Annotated in this window: 12 protein-coding genes; 5 read left to right on the forward strand and 7 right to left on the reverse strand. The window is 33.8% G+C overall.

Annotated elements, in window-relative coordinates; all coding sequences use genetic code 11:
- Position 1: 1 nt before the first annotated feature.
- From HGP29_RS02410 to HGP29_RS02420, 3 genes are all read right to left on the reverse strand, one after another.
- Positions 2–2,776, reverse strand: coding sequence for a TonB-dependent receptor (locus tag HGP29_RS02410; RefSeq protein ID WP_168880716.1), 2,775 nt, complete (start codon positions 2,774–2,776; stop codon positions 2–4).
- Positions 2,777–3,474: 698 nt separating this feature from the next.
- The gene (locus HGP29_RS02415) at positions 3,475–4,773 is read right to left on the reverse strand and encodes a transglycosylase SLT domain-containing protein (RefSeq protein ID WP_168880717.1); all 1,299 of its coding nucleotides are present in this window, start codon (positions 4,771–4,773) and stop codon (positions 3,475–3,477) included.
- A gap of 164 nt (positions 4,774–4,937) precedes the next feature.
- The gene (locus tag HGP29_RS02420) at positions 4,938–7,895 is read right to left on the reverse strand and encodes a M16 family metallopeptidase (protein ID WP_168880718.1); all 2,958 of its coding nucleotides are present in this window, start codon (positions 7,893–7,895) and stop codon (positions 4,938–4,940) included.
- 295 nt (positions 7,896–8,190) lie between these two features.
- Here HGP29_RS02420 and HGP29_RS02425 point away from each other — a divergent pair, with 295 nt between their 5' ends.
- The 5 genes from HGP29_RS02425 (at position 8,191) to HGP29_RS02445 (ending at position 12,986) form a co-directional block, all read left to right on the forward strand.
- On the forward strand, positions 8,191–9,117 hold the full coding sequence (locus tag HGP29_RS02425) for a glutaminase (protein ID WP_211093179.1): 927 nt from the start codon (positions 8,191–8,193) through the stop codon (positions 9,115–9,117).
- Positions 9,118–9,208: 91 nt separating this feature from the next.
- Positions 9,209–9,763, forward strand: coding sequence for a chromate transporter (locus HGP29_RS02430; RefSeq protein ID WP_168880719.1), 555 nt, complete (start codon positions 9,209–9,211; stop codon positions 9,761–9,763).
- Position 9,764: 1 nt separating this feature from the next.
- On the forward strand, positions 9,765–10,358 hold the full coding sequence (locus HGP29_RS02435; protein ID WP_168880720.1) for a chromate transporter: 594 nt from the start codon (positions 9,765–9,767) through the stop codon (positions 10,356–10,358).
- 221 nt (positions 10,359–10,579) lie between these two features.
- On the forward strand, positions 10,580–12,829 hold the full coding sequence (locus HGP29_RS02440) for a DUF4493 domain-containing protein (RefSeq protein WP_168880721.1): 2,250 nt from the start codon (positions 10,580–10,582) through the stop codon (positions 12,827–12,829).
- The gene (locus tag HGP29_RS02445; RefSeq protein WP_168880722.1) at positions 12,816–12,986 is read left to right on the forward strand and encodes a hypothetical protein; all 171 of its coding nucleotides are present in this window, start codon (positions 12,816–12,818) and stop codon (positions 12,984–12,986) included. Before HGP29_RS02440 ends, HGP29_RS02445 begins: the two co-directional genes overlap by 14 nt.
- Before the next feature lie 104 nt (positions 12,987–13,090).
- Here HGP29_RS02445 and HGP29_RS02450 read toward each other — a convergent pair whose 3' ends face one another.
- The 4 genes from HGP29_RS02450 to HGP29_RS02465 form a co-directional block, all read right to left on the reverse strand.
- Complete coding sequence (locus HGP29_RS02450; RefSeq protein WP_168880723.1) at positions 13,091–13,666, reverse strand: outer membrane beta-barrel protein; 576 nt, start codon at positions 13,664–13,666, stop codon at positions 13,091–13,093.
- A gap of 113 nt (positions 13,667–13,779) precedes the next feature.
- Positions 13,780–14,532: a LytR/AlgR family response regulator transcription factor gene (locus HGP29_RS02455; protein ID WP_168880724.1), complete on the reverse strand. Its 753-nt coding sequence runs from the start codon at positions 14,530–14,532 to the stop codon at positions 13,780–13,782.
- Positions 14,513–15,562: a sensor histidine kinase gene (locus HGP29_RS02460; RefSeq protein ID WP_168880725.1), complete on the reverse strand. Its 1,050-nt coding sequence runs from the start codon at positions 15,560–15,562 to the stop codon at positions 14,513–14,515. Before HGP29_RS02460 ends, HGP29_RS02455 begins: the two co-directional genes overlap by 20 nt.
- A 114-nt stretch (positions 15,563–15,676) precedes the next feature.
- A complete protein-coding gene (locus HGP29_RS02465; RefSeq protein WP_168880726.1) occupies positions 15,677–16,846 on the reverse strand; it encodes a hypothetical protein in 1,170 nt (389 codons plus the stop codon).
- Between the last annotated feature and the right edge of the window lie 52 nt (positions 16,847–16,898).

The following is a 16,898-nucleotide window of genomic DNA, read 5'->3' on the forward strand; positions in this document are numbered from 1 at the left end:
ATTATTTTGATAAATCAAATTTTAGCCCTAATTGTACTCTTGCATTGTAGTATTCACTTTGCATAGTGTACTCTTCAAAACCTTGATAGTATCTAAGTGGAGTGTTAAGAAGATTGTTGCCTTCAACATATAGGCGTAGTTTTTCATTAAATGCATAAGACGCATTAGCATCTAAGAATAATTGCTGATCGTAATATCTGTCTTTGAAAGCCTCGTCTGATAATTCGTCTAAATAAGCAGCAGTGTAGTTTAAAGAAATTCTAAAGCTGAATTTTTGAGAATCAAATGACAATGAGCCGTTTACTGTATGAGGTGCAGTACCAGGTAAGGCTAATGTTTCATCTTCTCTTTCTTCAATACCTAAATCTTGAATTTCTGAGTGAGTGTAAGTGTAATTGGTGTATAAAGCGAATCCTTTTAATGCTCCCGTAAATGGATATTGGAATGCCACTTCAGTACCTAATAAGCTAGCTTTTGCACCGTTTCTAGGTTGAGAATATCTATCGTAAACATTTCCGCTAGCAGGATCTTGGTAGTTTCTTGCTTGATAATCATAAATGAAATCATTCAATGTTTTTTGGAATACACCACCTGATAGAATACCTACATTTTCGAAATAATGTTCAGCCATAAAATCGAAGTTCATAGAAGTAGTAGGTTTTAAGTTAGGATTACCTTCCGATAACTCATTGTCTTCTCTTGAAATTGATCTATAAGGTACCAAATCATAATACCTAGGTCTAGCTAAAGTATTTGTCCAGGCAGCTCTTAAGATAGTGTTCTCATTGATATTGTATCGTGCTTGAACGTTGGGTAAGAAGTTCGTATAGCTGTTAGTACCCTCAATTGTTTTAGTAGCTGAAGGATCAAAGTCGCCTTCTTCATTAAATTCAATTTGGTATCCTGTATAATCTACTTGAGTATTCTCGATACGAGCACCCACAATAAAGAACCATTTTGTACCAACACTTTGCTTTAACATGGCATATCCGGCAGAGATTTGTTCTTTCGCATTGTAATTGCCACCGAGGTATTCTTCAGGTAGATCTGTAGCTTCGAATAATGAAGTATTTGTTAGATCATATTGTCCTAATGCAGTAGCATCAGTAAAGTTACCAGATGTGTAATTTCCCGCTAAGAAAGGATCTCTTGTTTGGTCTTTCATCGGTTGCAAAGTCATATTTCCAAAAGGAGCTTCATCTAGAGGAGCATATTCCATGTACCCATTGTTTCTTGACTTTTCTTTACCTCTATATCTACCTCCAATCTTGATAATACTTTTGTTCTTTGTGTTATTTAAAGGTATTTCAAGGTTGATTTTAGCATTTTTGTCAAGTTCTTCAGTGTACTGTTGCTCTTGTGTGATTTCTTTTAAATCGAAATCCCCGTACTGCATACCTGCACCGTTATCATTGATATTTGGTTGGCGAGTACTAGTCAAGTCTTGTGATAACCCAACATCTTTTTGTCTCCAAGAAATATAACGTTCGTGAGGTCTTTCTTCTGAAGCTTTTGCAAGTGTACCAGACCAGTCTAATTTGAAACGGTTAGCAAGTAAATGCTCTCCACCAAGAGTAACATTATATGTTCTTTGATCTTCTAGTCTTGTATTCTTATTGTTGTTATCATCAAGTCCTCCTTTCGTTTGTCTTCTGATCTCAGCAGTATAAGAGCCATCGTCGTTCATTTCGATGTCTTTGTATCTTAATCTGTATCTGTTTTCTCTATCATCTCTATGATTGTAAATACCACTCACATAAATTTTAGAGTTAGTACCTAGAGTATAATCTAATGTAGTTGATAATGATCTTCTAATTCTGTGAACATCATAAGTTCTCACCTGGAAGTCTGTCATATAAGGATTGTCTGCATCATCCCATTCTGCTTCAATATTATGAGAACCTAGTTGATGATCGAAGTATGAACTTGAAACGATCACACCTAACTTATCATCAAAAAATCTATTACCTAATACGATTGCTCCATTTAGCATAGGCTTTTCAGTAAGAAAGTTGTACCCAGTTCCTAAAGTTCCTGATACTCTTAAATTGGAAGGAGCCGAACGTAATACTAGGTTAGCAGAACCACCAATTGCATCGGCATCCATATCTGGAGTTAAAGTCTTACTTACTTCGATAGATTGAATCATATCAGCAGGAATTAAGTCTAACTGTACTGCTCTTGTTTCACCTTCTGCAGAAGGAACGCGCTCACCGTTGATAGTAATTGCACTTAAGTCTGGTGAAGTACCTCTGATAAGGCCAAATCTAGCTTCTCCTTGGTCGTATTGCATTGTAATACCTGGGACACGCTTTAATGCGTCTCCTACATTTGAATCTGGAAATTTACCTACTTGGTCAGCAGAGATTACGTTGACAATGTTGTTGGCATTTTTTTGTTGACCTAATGCTTTGGCCTGTCCTTGAAGGTTTGTTCCTAAAATGACTACTTCATCACCAAGTATAAAGTTTCCTTTCATCTGAATGCGTTTCAGATCTAGTTCTTGTCCAGCAGCTAAGTCGATTGTTTCTTTATAAGTTTCGAAACCTAAATAAGAGATTTCAATTTCTTGTTTTCCTTCAGGTACATTAACCAGTATAAACTTACCATTGTTGTCAGAAATTGTACCTAGGTAACTAAGGCCTTTTACTTGAACAGTTGCTCCAATTAGAGGAAGGTCTGATTCATCTAATAAAAGACCTGTAATTGATCCTTTTTGAGCATAGCTAAAGTTTGCTATAAGTAAAAAAATGATAGAAAATAAAGAGTGCTTCATGATTGAAAATTTATGATAGTTGTTTGTTTCTAAATCATGATGCAAAACAATAACTTATATATTATTTGATGTTTGTTGAACTATGAACGTTATTTTATATATGGATCGAAAGAGAATAGACAGTGTTAATTTAATGTCTCTTTATTAAATGGATTGATAACCCTATGTAAAGAAAAAGCCAATCTTAAGAAAAGAAAGGCTTTCAAATGCTTTAGTATAAAGGGCTTTTATACTTTTACTACTTAACAAAGGTCAAATAGCAGAACGTATTCTTAGTACGTTCAACATTTTTATTTATTAAATCATCTGTATTTATTAATAGATGTCTGTATATATCCTTTATTATCAATTCTTTATTGTATTATTTTTATAATTATTACTTTATATGGCTTCAATAATTGATTTGTAGGGCTATTTATTGTCTTCCGATAAAAAAAACAATAGCTTGCAAATACAGTTGGTTTACATACATACTCATTTTATTATCTATGAAAAAAGCATTAGGAATGTCTCCTAAGGCGAATGTTACTATTAAAAAGAAATCTAATTACCTGGACAAACTGATCATTGCCCAATTAAAAGAAGACAAACGAGAACAATATAATAGGTCCAAGTAGTAACCTTTAGAGACAAAAAAAGCGATCCATTAAAGATTTAGTCTTTAATGGATCGCTTTTTTATTTATCTACTGTATACTATTAATTAAAGTATATCTTGTCGCCTTCTTTAGCATCATCGTCTTTCTTCAGTTCATTTAACTTAAGAAGAGCCTTACGATCAATACCATATTTTACAGCAAGATAAGTGATAGTCTCACCTTCTTGAAGTATGTGATAGGACTCAGGAATTGTTTTTGGAAGTGGTGCAAGGTAATAGTGAGTATCTTTAATTAACTTATCCTTTTTTCCTTCGTAATTGTATTTTCTGATTTTACCTTTAGAAATACCTACAGCAGTAGCTAGTTCCGTTTGTGTCATTTCTTCATGTAGTATTACAGCTTTTACACCATTTACTAAAGCATAATCAAACTTCTTGTTTGTAGATTCGTCTGCAATAGGTAATACAAATGGGAAGCTATCCTGAATAGTATCTGAATAGAATTGGAAGATCGCTTTTCTATCTCTAGTCTTTCTAGGTTTTGCATATGGAGTTAAGCGAGCAACCAATTGATTGATTTCATCTGGTTTCGATTCGATCATTACAGAATATACCTTGTCTTCTGGAATGTACGAACTAGTAAGCCAAGTATTATTTTTTGTGAGTGTTGTTTCAGGTTGTCCTGTAAATTGAGATACTTGTGATAAAGTATATCCATTAGTTGGGAACTCGATCATTACTACATGACCATCATCTAAACCTACTTTGTCTTTAAATGCAAAGTAGTGAGCAAGATAATGTAACACATAAGGGTGTGTTTTTTCATTAATAGTAACCTGGTTGTAGTAGTTTAAGTTGTTAGACTTAATATAGTTTCTAGCACCACCTAAACCATCATGATATGAAATCATAGAGTAGAACCAGTTACCTAAGTAATAGTAGTTCTTTGAAAGGTAATCTGCTGCACCAATACTAGCAGAAACAACATTCTTACGCTCATCAATTTTATTATTGATTTTCATACCTCTTTCTTCGGCTGTGAAATCCTTAAACTGCCAGAAACCAACAGCTGGAGGAGTTGCATTAGAAATCGCATTACCATTTAAAAGTGATTCTTGTAATGCTAAATATTTGAACTCACCAGGAACCCCTCTGGCTAATAATTCTCTTTCTATATATGGGAAGTAAGAATTACATCTTTCCAATAATTCGTTGTAGTGTTTAGGCGAACGAGTTAGGCTATTGTATTTCACCATAATCTTATCCATTCCACCTTGAGTAATCACAACTTTTGAACCTAGTAGTTCAAATGAAGAGGGTATTGCTACCGTAGTTTTTGCCTGAGAGGAGAAAACAGTAATTAGGCAAAGTAATAAGAAGTTAATAAATCTTGTTTTCATAGAATGTTGTCTATAAACTTTGAATAGTTTGTTTTGATGCATTGTAGATGAAAGGCCATCAAAACAGGATTAAAATATAAATATACTTTCTTTTTAAAGGATAAAAAAAGCCAAGTTCCCGAAAATTGAAGAACTTGGCTTAATATACTTGTTAAAAATATGAATTATTGGTGTTTGCCAACTCTAGGTTTGTTGTCAAATCCAAATAGGTCGTTCAATGATAATTCTTGAACTTTTCCATATTCTTTAAGTGTTTTCATATCTAATTTATCTTTGTCGCCTACAACACAAACATTGTAGTTCTGACCTTCGATAAATTCTTTGTGGAATGCCATTACATCATCTACAGTCATTGTTTGTATAGCATTATAAACGTCTTTTCTCACGTCATGGTCATCACCTCGTTTTAATGCTGTTTCATAATTAAATAGCACCGCAGACTTAGTGATACGCTCACTTTCTAATTGACTCAAGATAGCCTTTTTAGCAGCCTCAAATGATTTTTCATTCTTAGGAGGGTGATCCAATAAAGATTTCATACCTGCCATAGCTTCTTTTAGTTTATCAGATTGCGTTCCGATGTAAGCTAAGGTGTAATCATTTTTATTCTTCTCTGATGCTACTCCGTATTTACTGAATACTGAATAAGCTAAACCTTGTGCTTCACGCATTTCTTGGAATACGATCGCATTCATACTTCCTCCAAAGTACTCGTTGAAGAGTGTAGCAGCAGCAACCCTTTTCGGATCATATTTATCTCCTTTTGCTAAGAAGATCACTTCTGCTTGTACCATATCATAATGTGACCAATATACTTTTGGTTGATCAACATCTTTGATAAAGAATTCTTTACGAGTAGGTACTGGACTAAGTTTCGCCGGAACCTTATGTTCTTTATTTAAAGTAGTCACTACTTTATCTAAAGATTCCGGTCCGTAATACAATACTCTATGTTTCGTTTTTGTAAGGCTATGAATACGTTCAATCAATTCTTCTGGCTTAATCAGGTCAAGCTCTTTGTTTGATAAAGCATTGGTTAATGGGTTGTTTGCTCCATATAAACCATAATTCATCAAACCTGAGAAAAGGATTGCTCCTTTATTTTTCTTAGTATCCTCACGACTTTTCTTCTCATTGGCGATCATATTTTTTAATACCATATCGTCAGCTTTGGCATTATTTAATAGATCTTCGAATAATTGAATCGCCGGAACCATTTGTTCCGTAAGACCATTCAATGAAACATATACTTGGTCAGCACTTGTATTCACATTAAAGCTGGCGCCAAGTTTATAGAATTCTTGTTTGATCTGTGCAGAAGACATTTTATCAGTTCCTAAGAACTCTAAGTATTGAATTGCAGTACTTAGTTTAGGGTCTGTATCTTTTCCGACATTAATGATATAATAAAGTTCGAAAAGATCATTTTCTTCATTCTTCTTGTAGCGAACAGTAATATCACTGTTCATTTTATCTTCTTTGATATCTTTACTGTAATCCAAGAAAAGAGGAGATAATGCACCTGGCTTTTGAGCTGCAATTTTTTGGAAGAATGTAGATTCTTTACCTCTATTTAGTTCCACCTTAGTAATTGAAGGCTTCTCTACTTGCATCTTATTAGGGTCTTCTCCAACTCTCTTGTATACAACTACATAGTTGTCCTTATAGCGTTCTTGAGCGAAAGCCATAATTTCTTCTTTTGTAATTGTCTGCATTACATCGATATCATCAATATAATTTGCCCAATCAATATTTCTTGTAAACGCCTGAACAAATGCATCCGCTCTTGCAGAGTTGGATTCAAGCTTCTTGATTTCAGATTTTTTGAAGTCGTTGACGATGGCTTCTAATAACCAATCTTCGAAATCACCACTCTTCAATTTCTCAATTTCACCAAGTAATAATTGCTGTGCTTGTTCCAAAGTCTGACCTTGACGAGGAATTGCATATAAAGTATGAACAGTGTAGTCATTGAATGGATAGACAAAACTAGATGCATTCAATACTTTCTGCTGTTGATTTAAGTCTAAGTCGATCAATCCTGCAGAGCTGTTTGCAAGGATCATATCACAAAGTTGTTCTTTAAGAAGGTCTCTTGAATCTGATTTTAAACCAGGCATTCTGTACCCCATAAATACCATCCCTGTTTGTGGACCATAAACTTCCTTTACGATAGGCTTTGTGATAGGTTTTTCTTCCTCGTAAGTAAACTCAGGGATATCACCTGGTTTCCAATCACCAAAGTATTTATTAACCATTGCGATTGTTTTATCAGGATCTAAATCACCACTCAAGCAAATTGCAATGTTATTTGGTCTATAATAGGTGTTGAAGTATTTCTTGATCTCTGTAATTGAAGGATTCTTCAAGTGGTCAATCGTACCAATTACAGTCTGTGTTCCATAAGGGTGATTAGGGAACATCGATGAGAACATAGCCTCAAATACTTTTCTCTGGTCGTTATCTAAAGATCTGTTTTTCTCTTCATAAACAGCCTCAAGTTCTGTATGGAATAAACGAGGAACGATTTCTTTAAATCGATCTGATTCAATTTCCATCCAACGTTCTAACTCATTGGCAGGGACATCGTTTACATACACAGTTCTATCATTAGTTGTGTAAGCATTTGTACCTGTGGCACCGATCATTCCAATCATTCTATCATATTCATTGGCGATAGAATATTTTGAGGCATCATTAGATACCTGATCGATCTTTTTATAATACTCAGTTCTTTCCCCTGCATCAGTTAATGTTCTGTAGTGTTCGAACATATTTTCGATACTATCTAAGTATACTTTCTCTGTGTCCCAATCTAGTGTTCCAAAATGAGAAGTACCCTTGAACATAATATGTTCTAAATAGTGTGCTAGGCCTGTAGCTGTAGCAGGGTCATTTTTACCACCAGCTTTAACAGCAATGTAAGTTTGTACTCTAGGTGCGTCTTTGTACTCAGACAGGTAAACTTTCAGACCATTTTTAAGAGTATAAATTCTAGTTTTTAGAGGATCATTTTTGACATATTCATAGTCAAATTCAGACGATTTTTGCGGGGCTGAACATCCTCCTGCAATCAGAGCACCAGCAATCAGAACTGATGCCACAGCAGATTTGTAAGTCATAATGGTTTTAAGATGATGATTAGTATAATTTAAATTAAGAGAAAAGTGTGTTTTACCGGTAATAATAATTTGACACTGATAGTTAGACACAGGTAAAACAATCTTCTTTAAATGTGAAATTAGCAATTATTTTAAAATATATAATAACATTAAAGAAAACAGACGTTAAGTAATCTTAATTTTCATTTTACCCATAATCCAATATTCAGTAAACAAGAACTTTTCACACAGAATAATTTCCTTTTATATTTTTTTGGTATATATGTGTTTATAACCATGAAACACACATAAATCAATGAATCAAGCTATAGACTATCAAAGTATTATTAATGAGATCTATCGAGACCTAATGTTTGAAGAGGACTTCGGACAGATAGCGACTTATATTCCAGAACTAGCAAAAGTATCGCCTAATAAGTTTGGAGTTCATCTTTATACACACGATGGTTTCAATTATTCAATAGGCGATGCAAGAGAAAAGTTCTCTATTCAAAGTATTTCAAAAGTCTTTTCCTTGTCAATTGCATTGTCATTATTAGGACCAGCCTTGTGGAAAAGAGTAGGGGTAGAGCCTTCTGGTACAGCCTTTAATTCGATAGTTCAATTGGAATATGAAAGAGGGATACCTAGGAACCCTTTTATTAATCCTGGAGCAATAGTGGTTGCAGATCTATTGGTGACTTACCTCAAAGATACAAAGAAAGAATTTCTCGAATATATAAGAGCACTTACAGGTGTAGATACCATTGATTATGATAAAGATGTAGCGAAATCGGAACAACGTTCTGGTTATAAAAACTCTGCTCATGTAAACATGCTAAAGTCTTTTGGTAATATTAAAAATGATGTTGAAGAGGTGTTAGATTTTTATTATCATCAATGCTCTTTATCAATGACTTGTGAAGAATTAGGTAAAGCATTCCATAAGTTTTCGGATACAAATTCCGTTTTTTCCTATAATGGTATTCACCTTTCCCAAAGCCAGGTAAAAAGAATTAATGCTATCATGCTAATGTGTGGTTTTTATGATGAGTCCGGAGAATTTGCTTTTAAAGTGGGTTTGCCAGGAAAGTCTGGAGTAGGAGGTGGGATTGTAGCAATACTACCCAATAAGTATACGATTTCGGTTTGGAGCCCAAGGTTAAACAACAAAGGTAATTCGTATATGGGAGTTAGGTTTCTAAAACAATTTACTACTCGCACCAATCAATCAATATTTTAAAACCTAATAGTTATTAACCATATTGTGAGATCATTTTTTTTTAATTCTCAAGTCTTTAAACTTACGGCTTAATTTAAGCTAATTACTAAATATGATATATTTCCAACTATTTTATAGCTTCTTTAAAATAGGGTTATTCACTTTTGGAGGAGGTTATGCAATGGTGCCTTTATTAGAGAAAGAACTCATTGATAATAAGAAGTGGCTCACGAATGAAGAGCTGCTTGAGATTATGTCTATTGCACAGATGACGCCTGGAACTATTGCTATCAATGCTGCGACATTTGTTGGTTACAGAGAAAAAGGATTCCTCGGAGGGATTATGACGACTGCGGGCGTAATAGCTCCTTCATATCTTGTCATCACTATTATCTACCATTTATTTGATGAAACATTTGAACACCCTATTGCTCAAAAAGCATTTATGGGAGCAAGAGCTTGTATTGTGGCTTTAATAGGTCATTCAGTTTGGAAAATGTTCAAAGGTAGTGTGACTGATAAATATGGTTTAGGGATTTTTCTAATTGCTTGCCTTTTACTTTTTGTTTTCCACATCCATCCAATATTATTAATTATCGTTGGTGCAATGTTAGGAGTAGGCTTATATGTTGCTTTACCAAAAGAAATGAAAAACTTATTGAAATAGTATGGAAGCATTATCATTAGAAGCAATTCAGGAGTATTTTGATCTATTTATTACGTTCTGTAAGATAGGTTTTTTCAGTTTTGGTGGTGGGTTAGCCATGGTACCATTATTTGTTGTAGAGTTTCAAAAACAAGGGTGGATGAAGCCAGATCAATTTTATAATGTACTATCCTTGGCACAGATGACCCCTGGAGCTATTGCAGTAAATTCGGCAACCTATGTGGGCAACCAAGCAGGGGTAAGTGTAGGTGGTAGGTTGGGAGCGATTATCGGAGGTGTTTTTTCTACTTCTGGTTTAGCAACACCTTCTGTTGTATGCATAGTGGCATTATCAGAAATCTTGAAAAAGTTAAAACAAAATAAATGGAAGCAAGCCTTTTTCTTTGGTATCAAACCGGTAACAATTGCCTTGATCTTATTTGCAGGATGGAAGATTGCTGAAAGTACTTTCTTTGATATTGAGATAGATAAGGTTCACTATCCTAGCATTGTATTATGCATAATAGTTGCTGTTATTATAAAATTCTTTGATAAGAAAATACATCCTATCGCTTTAATTGCAGTAAGTGCAATTCTTGGAATAGTATTATTTTAATATAAACTAGCATAAAAATACTAATAATTGTCCCCTCATCTGACTTCTTTAAATTTTACTATTTATAAATCTATTCTCTTTTGTAAATTGTAAAAGCTTAATCTAGCCACAACAAACTGAATATGACTCCTCGACTAAAAAGCATCTGCTATTGGTTACTGCTATCCCTACTAACTTTTCTTGTTTCATGCGAAAAAGAAGAGCCTATACAACAGGGGACTATGACTATTTCTTTTGATCCACAAGAAGTAGCTAATATTGCTTTGTCTAATCTTTCTTTACAGATTTATGATGAGTCTGGAGAAAAACTAATCGAGAGTTACAATCGTTATGCTGATATCCCTAAAGTGGTCACTCTTAATGAAGGGAAGTATACCGCTCTATTCTTTAATAATCAAAACTCAAATCAACCTAACTTTTATAATCCATTTTATTACAGTAGTGAGTCATTTACTGTATTACCCAATGAAAACTCTTTGGTATACTTTACATCGAAGCTAGAAACAAAGAAGATTAACATTCAATTGAGTCAAGATGTAGTAAACTTATATGAAGATGTTGTTATTGAGATTTCTGATGAATTCGGTACACTGTCTTTCTCAACAGATGAGATTAGAACAGGCTATTTCTTAGGTGAAGAATTTTATGTCAATATCATCTATAAAGATCAAGGTTTTGAGCGATTTAATGTAGATACTTTAAGGTCTATTAGTACTGAAGTGATTAACCAACTGGCAATTAAAAGAACCGGTGAAGATCAAAACTCAATGGTACTACCAGAGTATCAGCAAAAGTTTATGGACATTGGAGATGCACAGCCTGTAGGTAGTTTTTCTATTCTACCTTATGCGGTGAAAGGTATGGCAACAGAAATGCTTTTTACGGAAGATGAAAATGTGGAATATATCTCTTACGATTTTGGAAATGGAGCAGGTCTTATCGTTACATCTTCATTAAATGATCCCTTAAGTTATACTTACAATGCTGGTGGACTTTATTCGGTATCGCTAGTAATTGTAAATGGATATGCTAGAGATACGTTAGCAGCTCAACAAATAGAAGTCTTGCCTGCGGAAACTTTATTGTCACAAGACGTTGTAGGCGATAAGAAAGTTTTTGTTGAGGTAGATGGTACCAATAATAAAGTAGACGAGTTTATCTACAATTTTGGAGATGGAAATATTATAATTTCTAATAATGATACTTTGACTCATCACTATGTTAGTCATGGAAATTATAATATTGATGTTTCGATGAAAATCGATGAACAAGTATTACCGTTGGAAACGAAATCAATTGAAATTACCCCAGATTGCCAAGATGAACTGATGTTATTACTTGCTGGAGGTTGTGATAGCGAAGGGAAAACATGGAAGTTATCTGTTAGCGAAGGTGCAATAGGTATTGGAGATGAAGCTTCGGAATCATCAGACCTATATACAAGTAATAGTGGATATTTCATTGGTAATAACGTAGAAAATAGAAGTTTTGAAAATTCATTAGCTTCTCGATTTACATTTACAGCTACAAGTGAAGATCAATTTACAGTAGCAGTAAACGCAGATTACCAGATAAACCATTGGAGCTTGAGTGATTCTGAAGAAACAGTTGAGTTTGAAACTCTTTATTCGGGTCCGAAAGTATTTAATTTCAATTATACTGTTGATAACGGTAAAGATGTAATTTCATTTACTGATAATGGTTATTTAGCATATTATGAAGAGTACAACTCTTTACCAATAGTAAACTATGAAGTTGTTTCAATTTCTGAAACAGAACTCTATTTAAGATACTTGATAGAGTATGAAGGTTTGGTTAGTTATAGATACATTAAATATGTTCAAGAAGATGTTGTCGAAGAGGTTGAACTTGATACACCTTTAGAGGAAAGAAGCATTAATTTTCCTTTCAATAGTAATTTAAATGGAACTGTTGGAGATGAGGAATTGTCCTTTCAAATCAAGGATATCGATGGAGAATTCGTTTTAAATCCAAATAACACACAAGAAAATGTGTTTTCTTATGCTAAAAATGATAATATTATTCATTATATTTATCTTCAACTAAATCACCGATTAGACCTTTCATCAAGAAACTCTTTTAGTCTGGATGTATATTTTCCCTCTACAAATGACTATCAAACTATTGGTCTTCATGAAGATTGGAGTGATACTGACGGAAGTTTAGACCCAGTCGTATCAATAAAACTTGGAAACTCCAAAAAAGGTGAATCATCTTGGGACACATATGCTGCTGTATCTCAGGTAGTAAATCAGTCTGATCAATGGGAAACGATCACTTTTACATTCTCTGAATTTGAAGTGACTGACAAGTCAACAGGAGAAGTCATTTATAATGATGTATCCGAAGCGACAGATTACGATCAGATAATTATTCAATTAGGCGGAGAAGGACATGCTCGGCCAGGCACATTTTTTATTAAAAACTTTACTTATTATGAAAGTCAATAAACTAACCATCATTTTAGCCGGATTGTTACTATCAATTGTAAGCGTAGGACTACTAAACGTTGGATCACACCCATCCATTCCAGTAATGATGTGTTTAGGAGGCGTAATTTCAGCCTTCTATTACTCGATGTATTATAATCATAAGTCGATTAATTAAAATAATCTCTATCTACTTTCTAAGTGGAGATAAACCTTAGAAAGTAGATAGAAAAACAAAAGACAGTTCATAGACTGCCTCCTGTTATACTGTGGATTTATTCTTTACCAAATAAAATAACCTACACTCAATAGGTATTGATTGCTTTCAATGCTGTTACTTCCAGTTATAATATTAGCTCCTCTTTGGTATTTTAGGTCGACTGTAAACTTCTTGATATCAGCACCAACACCTGCTTGCCAGCCCCAACCAAAATCATTTAATTCTAAATTACTGTCGAAATCCGCAAGGTTATCTCTAACGGTTTTTTGAGCAATTACACCCCCAAAGCCTCTTACAGCAATTTCGCCAAGGCTGAAACGAGCACCTAATAAAATAGGTACTTCCACTCTATTCGTAATTAATTCTTGCTCAACATCATTGTATGATAATGTGCTTCCGGCATTAGTATAATTTGCCTCAATTTGTGCATAGATGGGAAGTACAGGAATATTTGCTCGTAACATTATACCTCCTTCCCAAGATTGTCTTGTATCTGTATTAATTCCATGATTACCGCTGATTGAAAAATCAGACATACCCACAGCAGTTTTAACACCAAAATTTAAGAGTTTGTCTTGTGCATTAGCAAATTGATAAAACGACAAAGAACACAGGATAATAAAAAAGATTTTTTTCATTTTGTAAGATGATTAATGATTAAAAATAGGTTCATTTAGGACGTAAAAAGCCAGGCCATAAATTATATGGCAGAAATTTTACAAGAAAATGATGATTTATATAATAAGCAGACTTATAAGTCTAGCCACTCTTTAAATGCTTTTACTCGGTCTCGACTAACAATGATCTCTTCATCAGGTGCATTTACCTCTACTTGCAATCTAGAATTGAACCATGTGTTGATCTTAGAAATACTATTTACATGAATGATATATTTTCTGTTTACCCTAAAGAAAGTAGTAGGGTCAAGTTCAGTTTCCAAAGTGGTTATACTTTTGTCAACTGGGTATTTTCCATGATCAAACAGGTGTATAAAAGATAAACTGTCTTCATATTTGATGAATGCAATTTGTTCAATGGAAATACTTTTTAATTGATCTCCAATATTAATGAGAAACCTTTGTTTGTATTCCTTTTTATTCGTTGTACTTACTTCTTTTAAAACCTTTTGATTGGAAGTCTGAAATAGGTTACCATAACTAATAAATTTGTCAATGACCCTTTTTATATCTTTTAAATCGTAAGGTTTTAGTACATAGTCGATACTATTTAGTTGGAAAGACTTTAAAGCATATTCACTGTAAGCAGTGGTAAATATAATTGGTACATCCACATCGACAGTATCATAAATTTGAAAGCAATTGCCATCACTTAATTCAATATCTTGAAAAATAAGGTCTGGAGCTTTGTTTTCCTGAAACCACTGAATACTATCTTCTACCGATTCAACCTTGTCAACGACATTTATTTGAGGATCATACTGTGTGATTAACTTTTCTAATCTTTGTGCAGTATGTATCTCGTCTTCAATGATCAAAACGTTCATAATTCGAATGGTTTAGGATAGGAAGTAAAATGCTAAATGTATCTTTAGTTTCTTTAATGTGAATATTTTCCTGAGCAATTAATAAATAACGTTGTCTGATATTTTCTAAACCTAACCCTGTGGAGTTTTCTTCTCCTGTTTCTTTTTTGTTTAGGTTATTGCTAACAATGATGTAGTTTTCTTCAATGCCAATAGTGATTTTTAATGGCTGTTTTTTGGATAACTTATTATGCTTAATCGCATTCTCAATTAAAGTTTGTAATGCTGTAGGTGGAATGTAAGTACTCTTTAAAGTTGGTTCATCTAAGTCTATCTGAAGATGAACAGCATCATTAAATCGTGTCTTGATAAGAAAAAAATAATCTTCAACGATATTCATTTCTGTAGACATTTCCACTAATGTATGTTGGTTTTGAGCGATAATATAACGTAAAGTCTTCGACAGTTTGATAATAAAGTCAGATGCCAAATTCTGATCAGTATGTACAATACTGGATAATACGCTTAGGCTGTTGAAAAGAAAGTGAGGTTCAATCTGTGCTTTTAATGCCATGTATTGAGATAACACTTTTTCCTTCTCTAACTCTTTAAATTGTAACTCTTGCTCTTTGTAATTAATGCTTTTTTTTAAATATAGGTTGGTCATATAAATCATCATATAGATGATAGATAAGCCAAAGGTTAACTCTGGGTTGATAAAGCTTATTTCTTCCCAAAGGTGAGCATTATTATATATCGTTGCATCTCCCCACATATAGATATTATTGGAGATAAGTCCAATAGTGAGTGAATACAAAATATTTAAACCTATTTGTATACGAGTTTCTCCTGGATAAATTCGTTTGTTGAGGTAACTAATAATATACCAGCAAAATAGCCAGAATGAAGTAAAGACCACTGTGAAAACAGCTGCTCTCTCATTCAAAGGGAAAAAGCCACTGAAACTTCTATCGAAGCCTTTTATGGTTAATTGTATTAAAAATACAATTAGTAGGCGAATGAAAAATTTCTGTAAAGGTGAAAACTTCATTGATTTTAATTTTTTTCAACACTACAAAGGTAAGTTACTGAAAAATCAAATCAGATGAATATTCTCTGAATTGTAGCATTTTCTGTTAAGCCGTAAAATTACACCGTTGAAATGTTAGAAACTCCATTTTAGTCTCCAGTTAATTTGAGAGCCACCTTGGCCGTATTGAGAATCCTCTTCTCCAAAGAAGAACATACCAAAAACAAAAATTTCAAAATTGTCACTTAATGATGTCGTCGCATTACCACCAATATAATAAGAGCCATCATTACTATTAATAATACTATTTACGCCTAACCTCGTTAATGGGGTGAGCTGGTATTGCATTTCATTAAAAAAGGCAAATCGACCGAGTGAAAGTGTTTTAGGAGTTAATTGAAAGTTAGGGTCGATGGGACCGATAGCATCTGTAGCACCAGCACTATTATAGATAGTTTCTGTATGTAAATACAATGAATTTTTGAAAGTATAGTCTAAAGATATATCCATTACAACAGAAGGTGATTCACCACTGTAATCAGGGTAAAAGAAAGTGCCTTCACCTTTAAAGCCTGCTCCTCCTATCTGTCCTTCCCAGCCCCAACCAAGGTTGTAGTTTTCTCTTACATAACCTGCAAGAAACTGGAAGTCATATTGCCATAAGTTCGTCTTAAACAGTGCTGCAGCATTGTAATACTCAAATTCATTGGAAGGAGAGAAGACAAACTCTATTGAACTTACCGGCCCTAGATAATTTCGGATTAGTATAGCATCAGCACCTGGTCTTTCTTCGTAGTCAAAGTCAAAAAATGAATAGGTGTTGAATAAGTCATTTGGGTTCCATACCATAGTCACTCCCCAGTTGATACGCTGTCTACCGACTCTTACTTGCCAATCTCCTGTTGAATAGTCAAAATAAAAACGATCAATTTGTGAGTTTAATACATATGAATTCCCATCTGTCCAATTATAAGACATATTGAATGCGTATTGATCTTGACTAGCAAATTGCTGTGCATAATCTGGGACATATTGCGGACTTGCACCAAACAATAACCGATTACGACCTTCTAATGCTAAAGTGATTTTATCTGAGGCATAATATTTAAAGTTTAAGCGATTGTGAAACAGGTTGTCAATAAACCACTCGTCATCAATATCAGTGGGTAAACTCACTGTTTGCATAAATTTTAAGTAACCACTAGAAACAAAGTTTTCTTTGAATTTACTGGTTTTTACCTCATCATCTTGAGCAAAAAGTAGTGTTGGTAGTAAAAGTAAAAAAGGTAGTAAGCTTTTTTTCATTGTTGTAAGAGAAGTAGGTCAAGCACCCATAACTTAAGTCGTGGGTGCTTGA

This window comes from Flammeovirga agarivorans (assembly GCF_012641475.1).
Classification (GTDB): Bacteria; Bacteroidota; Bacteroidia; order Cytophagales; family Flammeovirgaceae; genus Flammeovirga; species Flammeovirga agarivorans.

Coding starts and splice junctions, on each gene's coding strand:
- HGP29_RS02410 (WP_168880716.1), bottom strand. CDS start 2,776: ATGAAGCACTCTTTATTTTCTATCATTTTTTTACTTATAGCAAACTTT.
- HGP29_RS02435 (WP_168880720.1), top strand. CDS start 9,765: ATGGAAGCATTATCATTAGAAGCAATTCAGGAGTATTTTGATCTATTT.
- HGP29_RS02445 (WP_168880722.1), top strand. CDS start 12,816: ATGAAAGTCAATAAACTAACCATCATTTTAGCCGGATTGTTACTATCA.
- HGP29_RS02440 (WP_168880721.1), top strand. CDS start 10,580: ATGACTATTTCTTTTGATCCACAAGAAGTAGCTAATATTGCTTTGTCT.
- HGP29_RS02460 (WP_168880725.1), bottom strand. CDS start 15,562: ATGAAGTTTTCACCTTTACAGAAATTTTTCATTCGCCTACTAATTGTA.
- HGP29_RS02455 (WP_168880724.1), bottom strand. CDS start 14,532: ATGAACGTTTTGATCATTGAAGACGAGATACATACTGCACAAAGATTA.
- HGP29_RS02430 (WP_168880719.1), top strand. CDS start 9,209: ATGATATATTTCCAACTATTTTATAGCTTCTTTAAAATAGGGTTATTC.
- HGP29_RS02425 (WP_211093179.1), top strand. CDS start 8,191: ATGAATCAAGCTATAGACTATCAAAGTATTATTAATGAGATCTATCGA.
- HGP29_RS02465 (WP_168880726.1), bottom strand. CDS start 16,846: ATGAAAAAAAGCTTACTACCTTTTTTACTTTTACTACCAACACTACTT.
- HGP29_RS02420 (WP_168880718.1), bottom strand. CDS start 7,895: ATGACTTACAAATCTGCTGTGGCATCAGTTCTGATTGCTGGTGCTCTG.
- HGP29_RS02415 (WP_168880717.1), bottom strand. CDS start 4,773: ATGAAAACAAGATTTATTAACTTCTTATTACTTTGCCTAATTACTGTT.
- HGP29_RS02450 (WP_168880723.1), bottom strand. CDS start 13,666: ATGAAAAAAATCTTTTTTATTATCCTGTGTTCTTTGTCGTTTTATCAA.